This window comes from Candidatus Thiopontia autotrophica (assembly GCA_014384675.1).
In the GTDB taxonomy this organism is placed as follows: Bacteria; Pseudomonadota; Gammaproteobacteria.
In genome coordinates, this window is record JACNFK010000020.1 from 25,477 (window position 1) to 44,744 (window position 19,268).

General features: G+C 48.6%; 16 protein-coding genes and 1 tRNA gene. 11 read left to right on the top strand and 6 right to left on the bottom strand.

Features of this window, described 5'->3' with window-relative positions; all coding sequences use genetic code 11:
• Positions 1-2 precede the first annotated feature (2 nt).
• A complete protein-coding gene (locus H8D24_02585) occupies positions 3-1,436 on the top strand; it encodes a formylglycine-generating enzyme family protein (protein MBC8519278.1) in 1,434 nt (477 codons plus the stop codon).
• Between the two features lie 134 nt (positions 1,437-1,570).
• On the opposite strand, the gene H8D24_02590 is transcribed toward H8D24_02585, so the two are convergent.
• The gene (locus H8D24_02590; GenBank protein MBC8519279.1) at positions 1,571-1,897 is read right to left on the bottom strand and encodes a c-type cytochrome; all 327 of its coding nucleotides are present in this window, start codon (positions 1,895-1,897) and stop codon (positions 1,571-1,573) included.
• Between the two features lie 233 nt (positions 1,898-2,130).
• On the opposite strand from H8D24_02590, the gene H8D24_02595 reads away from it, so the two are divergent.
• From H8D24_02595 to ppc, 3 genes are all read left to right on the top strand, one after another.
• On the top strand, positions 2,131-2,487 hold the full coding sequence (locus H8D24_02595; protein ID MBC8519280.1) for a DUF3301 domain-containing protein: 357 nt from the start codon (positions 2,131-2,133) through the stop codon (positions 2,485-2,487).
• Between the two features lie 304 nt (positions 2,488-2,791).
• Positions 2,792-3,085 carry a rhodanese-like domain-containing protein gene (locus H8D24_02600; GenBank protein MBC8519281.1) on the top strand — a complete coding sequence of 98 codons (294 nt, stop codon included), beginning with the start codon at positions 2,792-2,794 and terminating at the stop codon, positions 3,083-3,085.
• A 36-nt stretch (positions 3,086-3,121) separates the two neighbouring features.
• Complete coding sequence (gene ppc, locus H8D24_02605; protein MBC8519282.1) at positions 3,122-5,935, top strand: phosphoenolpyruvate carboxylase; 2,814 nt, start codon at positions 3,122-3,124, stop codon at positions 5,933-5,935.
• Between the two features lie 11 nt (positions 5,936-5,946).
• Here the strand turns inward: ppc and H8D24_02610 are convergent, their stop codons facing one another.
• The 5 genes from H8D24_02610 to pcnB are packed head-to-tail and all read right to left on the bottom strand — an operon-like array spanning position 5,947 to position 9,857.
• Positions 5,947-6,327, bottom strand: coding sequence for an aspartate 1-decarboxylase (locus H8D24_02610; GenBank protein MBC8519283.1), 381 nt, complete (start codon positions 6,325-6,327; stop codon positions 5,947-5,949).
• 7 nt (positions 6,328-6,334) lie between these two features.
• The gene (locus H8D24_02615; protein ID MBC8519284.1) at positions 6,335-7,186 is read right to left on the bottom strand and encodes a pantoate--beta-alanine ligase; all 852 of its coding nucleotides are present in this window, start codon (positions 7,184-7,186) and stop codon (positions 6,335-6,337) included.
• A gap of 12 nt (positions 7,187-7,198) precedes the next feature.
• The gene (gene panB / locus H8D24_02620; GenBank protein ID MBC8519285.1) at positions 7,199-8,023 is read right to left on the bottom strand and encodes a 3-methyl-2-oxobutanoate hydroxymethyltransferase; all 825 of its coding nucleotides are present in this window, start codon (positions 8,021-8,023) and stop codon (positions 7,199-7,201) included.
• Positions 8,023-8,517, bottom strand: a complete 495-nt coding sequence (gene folK / locus H8D24_02625; GenBank protein ID MBC8519286.1) for a 2-amino-4-hydroxy-6-hydroxymethyldihydropteridine diphosphokinase — start codon at positions 8,515-8,517, stop codon at positions 8,023-8,025. Before folK ends, panB begins: the two co-directional genes overlap by 1 nt.
• On the bottom strand, positions 8,517-9,857 hold the full coding sequence (gene pcnB, locus H8D24_02630) for a polynucleotide adenylyltransferase PcnB (protein ID MBC8519287.1): 1,341 nt from the start codon (positions 9,855-9,857) through the stop codon (positions 8,517-8,519). Before pcnB ends, folK begins: the two co-directional genes overlap by 1 nt.
• 102 nt (positions 9,858-9,959) lie before the next feature.
• On the opposite strand from pcnB, the gene H8D24_02635 reads away from it, so the two are divergent.
• The 7 genes from H8D24_02635 (at position 9,960) to H8D24_02665 (ending at position 19,239) form a co-directional block, all read left to right on the top strand.
• A tRNA-Glu gene (locus H8D24_02635) sits at positions 9,960-10,034 on the top strand.
• A gap of 97 nt (positions 10,035-10,131) precedes the next feature.
• Positions 10,132-10,758, top strand: a complete 627-nt coding sequence (locus H8D24_02640; GenBank protein ID MBC8519288.1) for a (2Fe-2S)-binding protein — start codon at positions 10,132-10,134, stop codon at positions 10,756-10,758.
• Between the two features lie 2 nt (positions 10,759-10,760).
• A complete protein-coding gene (locus tag H8D24_02645) occupies positions 10,761-12,398 on the top strand; it encodes an FAD-binding protein (GenBank protein MBC8519289.1) in 1,638 nt (545 codons plus the stop codon).
• On the top strand, positions 12,395-13,654 hold the full coding sequence (locus H8D24_02650) for an SLBB domain-containing protein (GenBank protein MBC8519290.1): 1,260 nt from the start codon (positions 12,395-12,397) through the stop codon (positions 13,652-13,654). The genes H8D24_02645 and H8D24_02650 overlap by 4 nt, the downstream gene beginning before the upstream one ends.
• A gap of 126 nt (positions 13,655-13,780) precedes the next feature.
• Positions 13,781-15,736: a 2-oxoacid:acceptor oxidoreductase subunit alpha gene (locus tag H8D24_02655; protein MBC8519291.1), complete on the top strand. Its 1,956-nt coding sequence runs from the start codon at positions 13,781-13,783 to the stop codon at positions 15,734-15,736.
• A 2-nt stretch (positions 15,737-15,738) separates the two neighbouring features.
• The gene (locus tag H8D24_02660) at positions 15,739-16,701 is read left to right on the top strand and encodes a 2-oxoglutarate oxidoreductase (protein ID MBC8519292.1); all 963 of its coding nucleotides are present in this window, start codon (positions 15,739-15,741) and stop codon (positions 16,699-16,701) included.
• A gap of 18 nt (positions 16,702-16,719) precedes the next feature.
• On the top strand, positions 16,720-19,239 hold the full coding sequence (locus H8D24_02665) for a ferredoxin (protein MBC8519293.1): 2,520 nt from the start codon (positions 16,720-16,722) through the stop codon (positions 19,237-19,239).
• The last annotated feature ends 29 nt before the right edge of the window (positions 19,240-19,268 follow it).

The window sequence follows — 19,268 nt, forward strand, 5'->3', positions numbered from 1 at the left end:
ACATGGCCAGACTATTATTTGGATTGCTCTTGATCATTAGCAGCACGGCAGAGTCCGGCCGCCAGGGATACGAGGTGGTGACCATGAACAATGGCAACATCTTCCATGGCACTATTGCTCATGAGGCTTTCGCTATTGAGACCAGTTATGGTCTGGTCACAATTCCCTACTCTTTTGTTGCATCACTTACCCCTGGCCAGAAAGGTGGTACTGACCAGATTACAACTCATCCTGGAGAGCGTTTCAGCGGAACAATACAGGGTGATGAATTTACTATTTTACGATTTGATCAACCTGCACTCCCTCTGGACCTGGCAGACATTTCAGAGATTATCTTCTCCAGGAAAACTGTACGTTCCCCACCACCGATACCTGTTGACTCAATCAGTACAGACAATGGAGACCGCTTCACTGCAACCATCTCAACCTCATCAATTCTGCTTGCAGGAGAGGATGGGCTCTCCATAATCCCCATCCAGCAGCTCCATATAATCGATCTTGAGGAGATAGAGGATCAGCTATCAGTTAACATTACCGACAATAATGGCAAGATACGACAAGGGGTAGTTAGAAACTCCTCAATACAGGCTGTGACCCGTTATGGAGACAGGGTTGATATCCCTTCATCACAGCTCTCACTGCTTGCAGTTAATGTCCATCACGGCAGAGCGCCATCTCTGTTTAATTATCGTCAACAACTTAACCCTGCAACCCAGTTTCATGATCTGCTATATCAGGATATTTCTGCTCCAGAGATGATCGCCTTGCGTGGAGGAGACTTTACCAGAGGCTCAAGAAATAAGGATGGTGATAACGATGAGCTCCCTCTTCAACCAATGCGCCTTAGGCCATTTGCCATAGGTCAGTATGAGGTCACTTTTGATGAGTATGATCTCTTCTGCGAGGTAACCGGTCATGATAAACCAGATGATAGCGGCTGGGGACGTGGTAACCGACCGGTTGTAAATGTGTCATGGAACGATGCAACTGCCTATACCGAGTGGCTTGCAACCAAAACACGCCAGCCATATCGCCTTCCATCTGATGCTGAGTGGGAGTATGCCGCGCGTGGTGGGACAGAAACCGTGTTCTGGTGGGGTGATCAAGCGCCAACCACGGAGTCCAATTGTGATGGCTGTGGCAGCATATGGGATGGTGAGCGTACCGCACCTGTAGGGCGCTTCAGGCCAAACCTGTTTGGACTGCATGATACTGCCGGTAATGTATTCGAGATTGTTGCTGACTGTTGGTCTGACACCTATTCTGATGCCCCCATTGATGGCTCACCATATCTCAAGGGTGGCTGTGGAAAACGGGTTATCCGTGGTGGGGCATGGAGCTTTCCTCCACACGAGGTACGTTCCGCCAACCGCTGGCGCGACTTCCCAAGCAGAAAAAGTGATGATACCGGTTTTCGTGTTGCTCGCGATCTGTAGCCAGGGAACCTCTAAAAAAGCTTAATGGATTCATACTACTCTACTCCCAACAACAGAAGTACAGGTGGGTGATGACGGCTGGATACCACCTCTCCAGATATATCTTATCTGGAGAGGTTATGAAGAAACTATTCTTATTTTGACTGTGCCACCATGTAGTCAACCACAGCCTTCAGTGCATCATCACTCAGGCCTGTTCCACCACGCGGCATCATCAGTGGGTTTGTTGGAGAGCCATTGATTGCGGTTGCATAGAGTGCATCCATACCTTTGGCAATACGTGGTGCCCAGGCAGTCTTGTCACCCACACCAGGAGCACCTACTGCGGCTGCAGTTGCAGGGCTGTGACAGGCAAAACATCCAGCGGCATAATCACCGGCAGCATCCGCAGATACATTTGTTGAGACTATTATTGCAGTGACTGCACTCAATGCCACCAGTAGACTATTTCTGCTCTTCATATTTTCTTCCTTAAACGTGTTATGTTATTGAATGACTCGCTAGGTTACTCAATTATTCCAAACTAGTCCATATTTAATAGATCACTTCATTGCGTGGCATACGGGATATAGGCGTACCCCCGTTGCTGCAAGGAGACCAGCTCAAGAATCCCAAAGATTGATCCGGAGCATACCATTTTATTCCTGTAGCTCTGCAAAATTCAGCCCTGCGAATATGGTAAAGTCGTCATTCCATGCGAGACCTGATTGAGACCCTTTTGCTTGTTGGTATCCCCCTCTCCGCCATTTTCTTCTGGTCGGACAGCATGCGTGCGCGTGAACGAGCCATTACGGTTTGTCGCCTGACCTGTAAAAATTATGGTGCACAACTCCTTGATCAGACTGTATCACTCCGACGCATTCGCCTACGCAGAGACAGTAGTGGCCGTATCCGTTTTTACCGCACCTACAGCTTTGATTACAGCTATGATGGAACAGACCGCTTTCAGGGAACCATGACCATGCTTGGGCCATATTCTGATCTAATTCATATTGATCCACCTCAGGATCCAACTATTGTACCTCCACCGGAAAATATCGTAACTCTTTAATATTATGGGAAAAATACTTGCATTATTGGCTCTGGCTCTTGTTATTGGCATCATGATTGCTCTACGTAGAAATCGAAAGTTGGAGAAAGATTCCCAGAATAAGCATTGAAGGGATTTGTTGAATATGGTACAATGCGCGCAGTATTAATTTAACAACAGTCACCACATTCTATTCACAAAAAAGAGAATAGATTCCGCCACTTATACCAAAAATAGCGGTCTTGAACCCCAATAATCACGGGGTCATAATTTAGATGGCTTGCATAGTTATCCTGGTGACAAATGGATAAAAAAGGAAACAATTATGTTTTCACAGAACATAAGCTGCGAAGATGCGCAGCGGATGATAAAAGATGAGGATGGGCAACTGGTAGATGTTCGCAGTCCGATGGAGTACGCACAAGGATGCCTTCCTGATGCGGTAAATGTCCCACTGCAATCAATTCAGGTGGCCGAGGAGATGCTCGATAAAGAGCGTCCAATAGTCCTCTATTGCGTTACCGGAGCCCGCACCCGTATGGCAAAAACATACCTGGAATCTATGGGCTTCGATAATGTTCATGATCTTGGTTCATTCAGGAACTATATGAGCTGCTAATTGCACTCTACCGGTGAATATGTCATTCTGAAAGGGATGAAGAAACTTACCCAACCCAGAGACCAGATTCTCCGTAGCAGAGTAAAACTGCTCGGCACACTCCTTGGCAATGTGCTTAAAAACCAGGCTGGTGAGGATATTTTTGATGCTGTAGAGACGCTGAGAAAGGGTTTTATAGCTCTCAGAAAAAAGGAGAATAGCCGAAAACGTGCCCGACTGATGCAGCTGATAGAACAGCTGGACCCAGATCAGCTCACCCATGTTATCAGGGCATTCAGCATCTACTTCAGCCTGATAAACCAGACTGAAGAGGAGTTTCAGCACCTGCAACGTCGCAAACAACTACTTACCGACAAGCAGTTGTGGAGAGGATCATTTGATGCAACCCTCCACAGTTTTGTGGATGATGGAATTGACAAAGAAGATCTGCAATCCCTGTTAAACAGTCTGGCCTACATGCCGGTCATGACAGCCCATCCCACCGAGGCGCGTCGCAGAACAATCATGGAGGGTCTGCGCCGGGTTTTTGAGTATGAAGAGAAGCTGGATGACCCTCGTCTGAGCCGCTCTGAAAAAGATGAGATTATTCGTGACCTGGAGGGACAGATACAGATACTCTGGAATACAGACGAGATTCGTACACGCAAACCAACTGTAGAGGATGAGATCAACCAGGGGCTCTACTATTACCAGAAATCTCTATTCAAGTCCGTCCCCAGACTCTATCGTAATCTGGAACGACACATCCGCAAGATATATCTTGATGGCGCTCCTACCATGGAGGGAGTTGAGGTGCCATCATTTCTCCGCTTTGGCTCATGGATTGGTGGAGATCGTGATGGCAACCCATATGTTACGCCTCAAACCACTGAAACCGCTGTACGTATCTATGCAAAAACCATTCTTGAGGAGTATATAGGTCGTGTTGACTCACTCATCCATGTGCTCACACACTCCAGTAAGCTATCAGATCTGCCACAGCCATTTATTGACCAGGTTTCCCGGGATGAAAAATTCTGCCAATCAATCGATTGTGGCCAGATAGAGCGCTTTGATAATGAACCATATCGGCGTCGCCTCTTTGTTATTCAACACCGTCTCTCACTAAATCTGGAGATCCTGAATCGCCGCATCTTCGGCAATAACGTGGACAATCGTATTCCTGGCTATGACTCCATTGATGAGTTCCGCCAAGATCTAGGGTTGATATACGATGCCCTGGTACATCAGGGAGATCTACGTACTGCCAGAGGAGACCTGCAGGATCTAATCAGGCTTGTCGAGACCTTTGGCTTCCACCTTCTCCATCTTGATATACGCCAGGAATCGACACGCCATACCGATGCTATTGCAGATATGCTAACCAGCAATGAAACCGGCATCGACTATAACAGCCTTGATGAATCTGAACGAATTGAGCTGCTTGCCAAGGCAATAGAGCAGGATCGGCCCTTCACTCTACAGAAAAATCTACTGCAGACAGAAACCCTGGAGACTCTAGAGATATTCGATGTTATCTATCGTATGCGTGAGGAACTTGGTGATGAATCATTTGGCCACTATGTGATCTCCATGACTCATGAGGCAAGCCATCTGCTAGAGGTGCTATTGCTTGCCCGCCAGGCAGGGTTGGTTGGGCGTGATATTGGTGGACGCTTCTGCCATCTCCAGGTGACCCCACTATTTGAAACCATTGATGACCTTGACAGACTGAAACCGGTACTGAGCAGACTATTCAAAAACCAGACATACAGAGAGTTGCTCACTCTATCAGGCAATCTCCAGGAGGTGATGCTGGGCTACTCTGATTCATCGAAGGATGGGGGTATCGCATCCTCATCATGGCATCTGTACAAGGCTCAACAACAGGTTGTAAAACTGACGAAGCAGTACAAGATAGAGTGTCGCCTGTTCCACGGTCGTGGCGGTACCATTGGGCGTGGTGGCGGCCCTACCCATGATGCAATTCTTTCACAACCAGCCGGAACTGTTCATGGCCAAATCAAGTTTACCGAACAAGGAGAGGTGCTCTATTACAAGTATGCCAATGAGGAGACTGCACTCTACGAACTGACCATGGGCGTTACTGGACTTATGAAAGCAACCACATGCATCATACGCAAAAGTGAATCCGAACACCCAGAGCATCGCAAGGTAATGGAGAGGCTAAGCAAGCTTGGGGAAAAGAGTTATCGCAATCTGATAGATGATACGCCCGGACTACTGGACTACTTCTATGAAGCAACACCAGTCATGGAGATCGGACTCCTTAACCTGGGATCTCGTCCATCACATCGTTCCAAGGGTAATCGTTCCAAGAGCTCCATTCGTGCCATCCCCTGGGTATTTGGCTGGGCCCAATCCAGACACACTCTCCCAGCATGGTATGGCATAGGCAGCGCCCTGGAAAAGTGGCGCGATAACAAGCCTGAAAGGTTAAAACAGCTTAGGCAGATGGCCAGACAATGGCCCTACTTCAGCGCCCTCTTGGGTAATACACAGATGGCCCTGTTCAAGGGAGATATGGACATAGCGGAAGAGTATTCCATGCTGGCAGAGGACAAAGAGAGCGCACAAAAGATCTTCAGCATGATCAGAGACGAACATGCCAAAACATGTCAGCAGCTCCTGGAGATTACCGAACAGGAGAGCATGCTTGAGGATATACCATCTCTCGCACTCTCTCTTATGCGCCGCAACCCCTATCTGGACCCACTTAACCACATCCAGATTATTCTGCACCAGAGATTTATCTCATCTCCAGATATAGAGAGAGAGGATGATCAATGGATGCAGCCGCTGTTAAGAACCATTAATGCCATATCCAATGGGATGAGGAATACTGGCTAGAGAATATAGTACTAGGCGGCCTGTACAGGAATGGTATGGGCGGTTCTCTCAATACGGTTATCACCGCTGAGGTAGATCAGTCTGGGCTTGAAATTTTTTGCCTCTGCCTGATCCAGTGCCGTGTAAGCACAGATAATCACACGATCTCCAGGGTTTGCCTTGTGTGCTGCCGCACCATTAACCGAGATCACACCAGAACGATGCTCTGCACGAATAGCATAGGTTACAAAACGTTCGCCATTATCGATATTGTAGATATGTATCTGCTCGTACTCCATTATTCCGGAGGCATCAAGCAGGCTTCCATCAATCGCACATGAGCCCTCATACTCCAATTCAGAGTGGGTAACCGTTGCACGATGCAGTTTTGTCTTGAGCATATTGATTTGCATCGGCATATTATCTCAGATTAAGGGGTAAATTATCAATTAATCGGGTTGCCCCCATCTTTGCTGCAGCCAAAACAGTCAGGTTTTTGCTGCCATTTTTGACGCTGTGCAACCCTGAATCCAGAATTGAGAAGTAGTCAACCAGGAACCCGGCCTGCCGAAGTTTTTCTATCGCCTCCAGCTCAATCACGGGGTAATCCTCTCTACCTGCCTCAAGCTGATCTCCAGCCCACTGTAGTGTACGGTATATTTCGGGGGCCCTCTCTCTCTCCTCCGCATCAAGATAACCATTCCTGGAGCTCATGGCCAAACCATCATCTTCACGAAAAGTTGGAACCCCGATAACCTCAACAGGAAGGTTAAGATCTGCAACCAGTTGGCGAATAACCAGTAACTGCTGGTAATCCTTCTGCCCAAAAAGCGCTACATCAGGCTGCACAATGTTTAATAACTTGGTAACTACTGTAGCTACCCCGGCAAAATGTCCTGGACGAGAGCGGCCGCAGAGCTGTTCGGATATCCCTGCAACCTCAACAGTTGTAGCTGGTGAACGGTCTCCAGCTGGATACATCTCTCCATCTGATGGAACAAAGAGAATTGAGGTATCAATATTCTCAAGCTTCTCTCGGTCTTGCTGCATGGTCCGGGGATAATTATCAAAATCCTCACCCTCTCCAAACTGGGCAGGATTAACATAGATAGAGACAACCACCACAGCTGCATTTCTCTTTGCCTCTTTCACCAACTCCAGGTGTCCTTCATGCAGGTTACCCATGGTTGGTACAAAGGCGATTGACTCGCCCATGCAGCGCAATCCGGCAAGATGCTCTCTTAATGACTCAATTTGACTAAACTCTTCCACCCCACAACCGCCCTACTGAAATGTATGCTCAACAGCCGGGAACTTGCCCCCTCTAACCTCTGCAACATAATTGGAAAGTGCCTCCGAAACAGCACCGCCATCTTCCATGAAGTTTTTCACAAACTGTGGAACTCTGCCCATAGTAATTCCCAGCATGTCGTACAGCACCAACACCTGGCCATCACACTCAACCCCTGCCCCAATCCCAATAACCGGAATCTCAAGCGCCGCCGTAATCTCCTGAGCCAGAACCACCGGGACACACTCCAGCACCAGCATTGAGGCTCCTGCCTGCTCTAGCGCGTGAGCATCGGCAATCATCTGCTGGGCAACATCACTCTCTCTGCCCTGAACACGATATCCGCCCAAACGGTGAACAGACTGTGGCTGCAATCCCAGATGAGCACAAACAGGAATATTTCTACTCACCAAAAGTGACACCGTTTCAACCTGATCTTCTCCACCCTCCAGTTTTACCATCTGTGCCCCTGTCTCTTTCATAAGGCGACCACCATTCTCCAGAGCCAGCTCTGGCGTGGCGTAACTCATAAAGGGCATATCAACCAGCAGTAACGCTCTCTTCAGGCCATGACCAACCATCCTGGCGTGATAAATCATCTCGTCAACAGTCACTGGAATTGTGGTCTCTCTGCCCTGAATTACCATCCCCAGAGAGTCCCCTACCAAAACCAGGTCAACTCCCGCCTTATCAATCTGTTGAGCAAAACTATAGTCATATGCCGTAAGTGAGGTGATTTTTTCTTTATTAGCCTTCATCTCCATTAATGTAGAGACTGTTACACGACCATGCCCACTGTTTGTGGTTGAACTACTCATCAATCTATCCCTCTTATTTCTATTTTTGTCATCTCACCACAATCACACTGTTGCAACAACTCTCCAACCATCCCCTCCCCGGGAACATTCAGCTCAGCACCTGCAATCTCAGCCAGAGGAACCAGTACAAATGGCCTCTCTGCAACTCCTGGATGAGGAATCTGCAATCTCTCGTCATCCACAACATCTTGTCCATAGAGCAAAATATCAAGATCAATTGTACGCTCCCCCCAACGCCTTTCTCTGTTACGCCCTTGTTGATGCTCTATCTTTTGTAGCTGATCCAGAAGTTGTGATGGTCCCAGTGTTGTATCTATCTCTGCAACTGCATTCAGGTAGTCCGGCTGATCCTGTGGTCCCATCGGTGGATTTATATAAAGTGAAGAGATGGCAACAAGAGTGGTTTGATCCATATTCTCCAACGCAAGCAGCGCACTATCTATCTGCTTGTCTGGACTATCCAGGTTACTTCCCAGCCCAACATATGCCTTCATCAGTTGCTGGTCTGAGCCGGCTTCTTGCTGCGTCTACGCCGCTTTTTTCTGGGCTTACCGCTACCCGGAGCCTCGTTGATCATGCTCTCTCGCTCCTTCGTACCAACTTTCTGGAAGTCAGTCCACCAGTTGGCCAGTTCGCTATCAACCTCACCAACCTCGGATCTGAGCAACAGAAAATCATAAGCAGCACGAAAGCGGGGGTGATCCATAAAACGGTATGGCTGCCTGCCTTTACGACGCTGAAAACGGGTCTGCAGTTCCCATATCTCCTGGGCCATTATGGCGAACCTTTTTGGCATTGATAGAGTTTTTCTTTGTTCCCTCAATGCATTACGCCCTGCATGGTGCAGGCGTACATTTTCTGGCAATCTGGCACCACTTTCTGGGTGTCTCTCATCAGATCTGTCTGCAATCTGTCGCACCTCCTCCCAGAGAAGTGCTGCAATCAGAAATGCCGGGGTAATTGGTTTGTTCTCTGCAACACGACGATCCGTATTCTCCAGTGCCTTGATCAGAAAGGCATGAGGAAACCCCTCTTGCTGATCCAATACCCTGTCAGTAAGCGGAAAGAGGTAGCGAAACAGATCATAGTGACGCAGTCGTTCAAAGGTCTCCAGCGCCTGCCCTGACTGGAACATCTTGAGAAACTCCTCATATAGTCGCGCCTGGGGGATCTGCTCCAACAGATTTCCCAGCTTGAAAATTGGTTGCTCAGTCTTTTTCTCAATCTGAAAACCAAGCTTTACTGCAAAACGGACTGCCCGCAACATTCTTACAGGATCTTCATGATAGCGTTGCGCTGGATCACCAATCATCCTGATCTGTCCACGTTCCAGATCTCTTACTCCACCGGTATAATCCACCACCGAAAAATCGGCAATATTGTAATAGAGCGCATTGATTGTGAAGTCTCTACGCCAGGCATCCTCTTCCAGAGTTCCGTAGAGGTTATCTCGCAGAATCATGCCCTGTTCACTCTGTTTCGCGTTACTCACTGAACCATCCTGTCCCGAACGGAAGGTGGCAACCTCGATTATCTCCCTCCCAAAATGGACATGAGCCAGACGAAAACGGCGACCAATCAGACGACAGTTACGAAATAGTGCCTTGATCTCCTCTGGAGTTGCATCTGTTGCTACATCGAAATCCTTGGGCTCACGCTCCAGCATCAAATCTCTAACTCCACCCCCAACCAGATAAGCTCCATATCCACCTTTGTGTATTCTATTTAGAACCTTGACCGCATTACGGCTCATCTGCCCACGTGAGACCGGATGCTCCGAACGAGAAAATATAGTCGCATCGACAGATGGTCGCCCTTTTTCAGAAGAGAACATGCGTTTTATCCATCCTGAGCCTTTTATTAATTTCATATTGCGTATTGTACTTGTTTTATCTCTCTGGCAGAATACGCCACCGGTCACATAGACCAAAAAAATGCTCTCTTCGTCTAGCGGTTAGGACGCTGGCCTCTCACGCCGGTAACAGGGGTTCGATTCCCCTAGGGAGTACCAACAACAAGGCCGATTCTTGTTCTATAGACCTGCTCTACAGAGATAAGAATCGGTTTTTTATGTTATATTCGTTTGTTTTCAATACATAAAATCCTGCATGAGCGATACCCAAACAAAAGTCCATGTCACCATTAACGGCAAACAGATCCATGTCTCCTCGACACTATCTGTAATCCAGGCACTGTGGAAAGCAGGATATCCCCGCGTCCAGGGGGTTGGCTGTCTCGAGGGTGTATGTGGATCCTGCCGGGTATTGGTGCGTCGCGCAGAAACTGACGAGATAAGCATGGAGATGGGGTGCCAGACCCTGGTTGAGGATGGTATGGAGGTAATGTTTCTGGTCTTTCCGTCACCATCCCAGCATAGCTACAGTCTGGAACAGATACAAAATTCATGGGAGGTCCAGACCGAGTTCCACAAGATTTTTCCTGAAGCACAACAGTGCCGCAATTGTCACGGTTGTACAACATCATGCCCCAAGGATATTGATGTTGAGAAGGGGGTTGAGCTTGCGGTAAAGGGGCGTTTTAAAGAGGCCGGAGACCTGTTTATTGAGTGTGTTATGTGTGATCTCTGCATGACCGGATGTCCTGAACAGATTGCTCCAAACCATGTTGGCCTGTTTGCTCGACGTGTGACCGCATACTTTCACTCTCGCCCCTCCAACCTGATTAATCGCCTTGAAAAGATCCGTACTGGCGCCCTACAGGTGATCAAGGAGTAATTATGGATAAGGTCAATAACGAGGCAATATCCTATCAGAAGGCAGTCGCCAACTATCGCATCAAACAGGAGCGGCCTCTGCCAATACCTGAAATTGATAGTGAAAAACTGTTAAACAGTTTTCACCCAGACTATATCGAAGAGTGCCTAACTACACTAAAGGTTGGAGCCAACAAGGGAGACCCTTGCCACAAACAGCTTGCCGATACACTGCAGTCAGACTCAAGAATCAGTGAAGCTGATTTGGCAGGAGCCGCGACTGTAGAGACAGATGTACTGGTTATTGGTGGTGGTGGTGCAGGATGTGCTGCCGCACTGATTGCACAACAACAGGGGGCCAGAGTAATCCTGGCTACAAAACTGCGTCTTGGGGATAGCAACACAGTAATGGCAGAGGGCGGTATTCAAGCCTCCATCAACAAGGATGATTCGCCCCAATTCCACTATAACGACACCATGAGTGCCGGCCATCAGAAATCTGATCCTGACCTTGTATCTCAACTGGTGCTGGATGGACCTGATGTTATTCGCTGGCTTATCCAGCAGGGCATGCAGTTTGATCTGGATGAGTTTGGTGACCTGCTTACCAGGCGTGCTGGTGGTACCTCAGCGGAACGCATATGTTTCTATCGTGACTACACTGGCCTGGAGATGATGCGAGTACTACGTGAATCTGTCCATAACAGCAACATTGATGTGTGGGACTACAGTCCAACAGTGGAGCTACTAGGGGATGATCAGGGTGGCTGCTCTGGAGCTGTTATCTCTTCACTGAAAAATCGAAAATATATCCAGATAAGCGCAAAGGCAGTTATTGTCGCAACTGGCGGCATTGGAAGAATGCACCTTAATGGTTTTCCAACATCAAACCATTTCGGTGCAACTGGTGATGGCCTGGTACTCTCCTATCGCATGGGAGCGCAACTGCGTGATCTTGACTCTTTTCAGTACCATCCAACTGGTCTTGCATACCCCTTCCACCTTGCAGGCAGCCTTATAACTGAAGGAGTTCGCTCCTGTGGAACCTATCTGTTAAACGGGAATGGAGAACGCTTTGTTGATGAGCTCTCCGCTCGAGATATTGTTGCTGCCGCCGTTATTCGTGAATGTCGTGAAGGTCGAGGCATAATTACAGAGGATGGCCATCAGGGAATCTGGCTGGACACCCCAGGGCTGGAGGCCAGGCAACCCGGGGTTCTGCAGAAGAGGTTTCCCAAGCTAATGCACCTGGGAGAGAAAGCCGAAATCAACCCGGCTGAAACACCACTACTTATATACCCTACCCTCCACTATCAGAACGGTGGTGTAGTAATTAATGAAGATTGTGAAACCTCAGTGCCAGGACTCTTCTCTACTGGTGAGGTAACCGGTGGAATTCACGGAAGAAATCGTCTTATGGGAAATGCTCTTCTTGAGATTATCAGCTTTGGGCGTAAGGCAGGAGCTGCCGCCGCCAAAAAAAGAAAAGACAAACGCAGCAGTCAACTATCTATTGAGCACCTAAATACACTCCGTAGAGAGCTGACCAACGCAGAACTCTCTATGGATCTACAGGGACCAATACTCTTTCCTGAATATGCAAAATTTGATCTGGACTCAGATTATGTTGGTCTGCACCGTAACCGAAGGCAGAGCTCATGAGTGACTTATCAAAACTGAATCAGGTACTACTTCATCCTGATCGTCGCTTCGGTGCTGATCTCGATACCTGGCTGGTTGATATTGGTGGTGACGGTCTGGAGAAAGCAATACTGAATCCGGAACATATTCTACCAACCATTCGTGAAGCAAAGTTACTGGGGCTCGGTGGTAGCGGGTTCCCAACCCATATCAAGTGGGAATTTGTAGCGAATGAACCGAGTGACCAGGACAAATATCTCATCTGTAACGGAAATGAAGATGAGCCGGGAACATTCAAAGACCGAATCCTGCTTCAGGAGACCCCTCATCAGGTTATTGAAGGGGCAATTATTACCGCACTGGCCACTGGCACAAACCAGATTGTCTTCTATATAAATCCTGAACAGGAAGGTTCGCTTGAGGCGATGAAAGAGGCCACAAACCAGTGGAGTGAAACCGACTATGTAAACCAGGTCTCCAACATCCTTGGACGCCCTCTTGAGTTTTATATTGTTGCCAGCTCTGGTCACTATATTGGTGGTGAAGAGACTGCGGCAATTGAGTCTATTGAGGGCAAATTTCCATTTCCACGTGGCAAGCCACCATATCCTGCTAAAGCAGGACTATTTGGACTCCCTACACTGATTAATAATGTAGAGACCATGGCCAACGTCTCTCATATTATTCGCAATGGTGCAGAGTGGTTTATAAACCAGGGAGAGGGAGACTCGCACGGCACAAAGATCTTCTCCCTGAGTGGTGATGTACTACGTCCCGGAGCTTATGAACTCCCGATGGGTACTCCCCTGTCTGACCTGATCCATATCCATGGTGGAGGCATGTTGCTGGACAGAAAACTCAAGGCAGTCTTTACCGGTGGCCCCTCCAACACAATCTTGACACCAAAGGATCTGGATGTCCCGCTGGACTTTGACTCGGTGCAGGAGAGACGATCCAGCCTGGGTACAGGGGCAATGATCGTAATCTCAGAGGGGACAGGAGTTGTACGCCGGGTGACAGAATATGTCTCGTTCTTTGCAAACTCATCCTGTGGGCAGTGTCCTTCATGCAAAACAGGAACATTTTATGCGTCTCAACTGCTCTCGCGAATTGACAGCGGAAATGGAACCCGTGCCGATCTTGACACATTGATTAATCTAACCCGCATCCTCCCGGGAAGTGGCCGTTGCCATCTTTTGGACGGGGCAATAAAACTGCTTGATAGCTCTCTCTACCATTTTATGGATGAATATGAGCAACCACTGAGACACAGCTAAACAAACCTAAACTTCGGCGAAATCTAGGTAAAAAACCGGTAATCGTCGGTTATTTTCTCCAAAAACCACAATACACACATAGCTTATATAGTCATTTCAGCTTGATTCCACACCCTGTTTCATGAGATGATTAGCGGCTATTGCCACCGACCTGTCAAGGTCAACAAAAGAAAAAGCTCTGCGAGGAAATCGTTCGTGCAACCAACTAGCATCAAAGAAAATATTGTAGAAATTGTAAGCGACTCTGGAGAAGGAGCCCAAAAATGTGGGCAGACCTTCGGAAATATAAGTGCCAAAATGAACAATGGAGTCTGGACGGTAGAAATTATCCCTGCCGAGATCCAGCCACCTGCGCGCACCCCATCTGGAGCCAGTGGTATTCGTATCCGCTTTGGCTCTAAATATATGACCAATGTCGGCAATGAGGGTGACCTGGTTGTCGCCTTCAATGAACAGGTTCTCTACTCCAGAATAGCCAATGGTGCCTACAAAAAAGGCACTATTGTTCTGTTGGATAATCGCTGGGAAAGTGATGCTTCCACAGAAATTCAGGAGATGTATAGAAAGGCCGTTGTCGAATTCCGTGAGCATGGGCTGGTTGTCCATGAGCTACCGATCCACGAGGCCTGTCTGGAGGTAGTCAAAGACCCCCGCAAAGGGAAAAACATGTTTGTCCTCGGCATGCTCTGCCGAATCTATAACCGCGACAAAGAGATGAGCCGAAACGAGATTGCCATCACCTTTGCCGGCAAGAAAAACGCGATCATCACCAGCAATCAAAACCTGTTTGATGCTGGTTACGCCTTTGCAGAGAAGCATGTTGGCGACTATTTCTTTGATATTCCTCCAGCAGAAGAGATGGGCAGTCAGAAAATGGTTGTCACTAACGGGAATACTGCAATTGGTTTGGGGGTGATGGCCTCTGGAATGGAGTTAGTCTCCATGTACCCCATTACTCCGGCAACCTCTGCCTCACACTATCTGGCAGATGTTTACCCGGCAGCTGGAGGCTTCGTTCATCAGGCAGAGGATGAGATTGCGGCAATAGCATTTGCAATTGGTGCCTCCTACGCTGGCAAAACAGCCTGCACAATTACCTCAGGTCCAGGTATGGCACTGAAGACCGAGAACATTGCTCTGGCAGTAATGGCAGAGATCCCGCTGGTGATTGTAGATGTTCAGCGTGGCGGGCCATCTACTGGTCTCCCCACCAAAATTGAGCAGGGAGACCTCCTCTCATCCCTTTATGGCATGCCTGGAGATGCGCCCAAGATTATACTTGCTGCCGCCACCATTGCTGAGTGTTTTAGTATGGTAGTGCTGGCCCGCAAACTGGCTGAAACCTTCCGCACCCCAGTAATCGTCTTGACAGATGCAAATCTGGCAACCGGGGTACAGCCTTGGGTACGTCCGGAATTGAGCCGTGACATGCTGGCACCACCACTGGATCAATCAGAATGGAACCCGGATGTTCCAGCCTATGACTGGGATGAAAAAACCGGGCTCTCACAACGCCCAATCCCGGGAATGCCCAGGGGTGAATATGTACTGACAGGCCTCTCTCACACCAAACAGAGCAAGGTATCCTATGAGTCGACCGAGAACCAGCACAGCACAAGCATGCGTAGTCGCAAACTGGCCACCTTGCAAAGCACCCTGACTCCTCCAGAAATACACGGTGACGAGAGTGGAGACCTGTTAGTTGTTGGCTGGGGTTCTACCTATGGCGCAATCAACGAGGCAATTGATAATCTTCGTGAAAAAGGGAGCAAGGTCTCCTCAATACACCTACGATTCCTCTCTCCATTGGAGCCTGGACTAAAAGAGATTTTCTCTAGATTCAAAAAGGTAATTACGGTAGAGGTCAACTACAGTGACGACCCCAAGGCACCGATGATTACCGATGAGAACCGTCGCTACGCACAGCTGGCTAGCATACTACGTATTCAGACTCTGGTTGATGTGGACTGCTGGTCAGTGGTCTATGGACACCCCCTGCAACCGGAACTTATTGAGAACGCCATTCAGGAACGGTTGGATCAGGTTACTGACAACCGATCCTCACAGGACAAAGGAGAATAACGATGTTTGGAATCAAGGCAGATTGGTCCCTCGATATTCAGGAGCGTTACTTCACCCTGGATGATTATGAAGGAAATGAGGCACGCTGGTGCTCCGGATGTGGTGACCATGCAGTACTGGCAACAGCTCATCGCATCCTGCGTGATGCTCAGCTACCACCGGAAAAATCAGTTTTTGTCTCCGGAATCGGCTGCTCAAGCCGGATGCCACACTATATGGCAACTTATGGACTCCATGGGCTCCATGGTCGCGCCCTCCCTCTGGCCTGCGGGGTAAAATCTCGACGCCCAGATCTTGATGTATGGGTAGCTACCGGAGATGGTGACTGTTTCTCTATTGGTACAGCTCACTGGATTCATGCCGTGCGTTATAACATGGATATGACAGTGCTTGTCTTTGACAACCAGATCTATGGATTGACCAAAAAGCAGACCTCTCCAACCACCCCAATCGAGTTCAAGACCAGCACTCATCCGCAGGGAGCATCTCTGGATATGCTCAACCCCAATACAGTTACTCTGGGAATCACCAACGCATCATTTGTTGCGCAGGTTGTGGACTGGAACCCTCCCCTGCTGCACGAGACTCTGAAGGCGGCACACAAACACAAGGGGACAAGTTTTGTCAGAATCATTCAGCGTTGCCCGGTCTTTGTAGACTCCATTACCAAGGAGCTTCAGGAGGATGCCTCCAGACTGCGTCTACTGACCCATGAAAACGGGATCCCCGTCGCCAAGGGAATTGAAAAGCTCTTTCCTGAAACCATGGAACATGACCCTGCAGATATGGCTGAAGCTCTTCAAATTGCACGTGACGAGACCGAGAAGGGAATCATTCCTGTTGGTCTCCTCTATCAGAATAGTAACATCCCTTGCTACAGTGACCTCTCTAGCGTCGGCCACGATGCTACGGATGAAATAAAGATTGCTGCAACCAATGACGCCCTGGATGCGTTTGCGATCTAAAGAGGAATATTCAACCCAATGAGTAGTGCACATTCACTTCCCATACTGAACTCTACGCAATCAGAGCCAGAATCAGAGACCAAAACTCTAAGGACTCTTCACCACTTTCACCTTGGAGACCCTAGTGTAGAACGTGAGACCAGACAGATTGGCAGTGATTATCTTCCTGCACTGCTTGGTCCATTTCGTGATGTCTCAAAGATTAGTTATGACTATCCATTGGTTCTCTTCTCCAGAGAGTCCCGCCAGAGCAGTCAATATGCACTACCTCTCTCCACATTTCTCCAGGAGTCTGTAGCAGAATTTGCCCCCGGCGAGAATGGTGCACGAATACTTAAAGATAACCTGGGTTGGCTGGAACATGCAATTCGAGGTGAGCTGGAAGGGCATGATGGGCCACTCCAGCTCTTCCCGGCAGTAAACCGTTCTGTTGAAGCACTGTTACAGCACCTCTCTCTATCTGGTGACAACCAGAAGGCGGTCGAGAATGATCTTGAGCAACTTAAGGGTTTCTTCAGTGAAGCGGATCAACTCCTCCCATACGATCGCTATACCGCAATTCATCTAATGATTCATCTGGTCCATGGACGCTCTGAAGAGCGCTGGGACCAGTTTGAGATTGAGCTCCAGGATTTACGCCGCCAACTCAATCAGATTCTTGATATCGAGCAGCGCAAATCAGGTGAAGCAATGGGCGCCTCTGCACTACAGAAAAGTGTTGGCAGCAATGCCAATCGCTTTAATTCCGAGGCCCTCTCTTCAGTGCTTCCCCAGAATAGTGGCACAGTCACCATGTCTGAGGCGCGCAAGGATAGAATCACTCATGCAGCAGAGATCATAAACCAGTTCCAGCGAGATCCTGTTCAGGTACGCTTTATCCATACTGGCGACTTCTCTGGTCCATGGGCTGATCATCCCAACCACTTTGAGACTACAGTTGATGCAGACCCTTGTCACAAGGCGACATCCATATTCGACAGTGAGGCAAATGAGCTTGCCGAGCTCTTTACTGCATGCAGAATTGCCCGCCTGGAGATTGACAACAGTTATGATGCAACTGTTCATGACCCCTGGTTTGCCAACTTTAACTGGGAGGCTTTTTCAAAGGAGGAACTCTTACTTGTTCCAGCAACGGTTGCTTTAGAGCCGGCAAATCGATTGGCCCGTGAGGGGCTTAGCTCCTTCTCTCAGCTACTGGGCTCCGGACGACCCATTCAGATCCTGACTCGAGTCAAGGGTCATAGTAATCCTGCTGCTAGTGAAGAAGAGTCCCCATTCCATGATTTCCGTCTGGAACTAGGGTATATAGCAACAGCACATCGTCAATGCTACGTGGCCCAAACCTCTGCTGCTCGCTATCAACATTTGATGAGCAGCTTCCTGGAGGCAACCGAGATTCCCCACACTGGAGTCCACCTGATTAATACCGGGGTTCAGATTACCAGTAATCTGCAGGAAGATGATCCTCACATGATCGATCCATCAATCCAGAAGAGCAGAAAACAGTTCCTGATGGATCCATGGATGGTGGCCAGTGCTGCCCTGGAGGGGCGTGTTCACCCCTTCTTCCGGATGAATCCAGAACTGGGGGATACCTTTGCCGAGCGGATGAATTTTAGTGTCAATCCGCAGCCTGAAAAGGATTGGGCCATCCATCCGTTCAGCTATCAAAATGAGAATGGTGAGGTGACTCATACGGAATTCGCCTTCACCTTTGCCGACTATGCACTGCTGGTACCTAAACTCAGAAACCATTTTCGCCTTATTCCTGGTAATTTTGAGTCCGAGGCTCTAACTCCAATTGCTGAGTATCTGCAACAATCCGAGGAAAACAGCTTCTCTCTAGTACCATTCGTCTGGACTATCAACAAGGATAACCTGCTCCACAGAGCTGTTGTATCCCGAGAACTGGTGCTTGCGTGCAAGGATAGGCTCAACTACTGGCATACCCTGCAGGAGCTCTCTGGAGTACGTAATCCACACGCAGACCAGGCTGTCAATGAGGCTAACCTGTTGATGGAGGCAAAACAGAACAGCATTATCAGTGAGCTTCAGCAGAGTCACGCCGAGGAGATTAGTCAACTACAGGCCGATGCAACAGCAACGGTGATGAGTAAACTGGCTAAGGTGCTGATGGGAATGAACCTCGAACAGAATATCGTTGCCGGCGCTGGATCTACTGCAACTACTGCAACTACTACAGAGACAGAAGAGCAAGACTCCGAACCAACCGAGGAGGCTGTCGAAGAGATGGCTTCAGAGGAGGAGCCTGTTATCGAGATCTCTGAAGACCCATGGATCGAATCCATTCTCTGCACAACATGCAATGATTGCACCAATATGAATCCACAAATGTTTGTCTACAACGATGATAAACAGGCATACATAGCTGACCCCAATGCTGGAACCTATGCGGAACTGGTTGAAGCGGCAGAAATATGTCCATCCCGCTGTATCCACCCTGGAATGCCACTCAATAGCAGTGAACCTGATCTGGATGAGCTGATCGAGAGAGCAGCCCCATTCAACCAGGGATAGGAGCAGCCTTGAACAGTCTGCTAGCATCT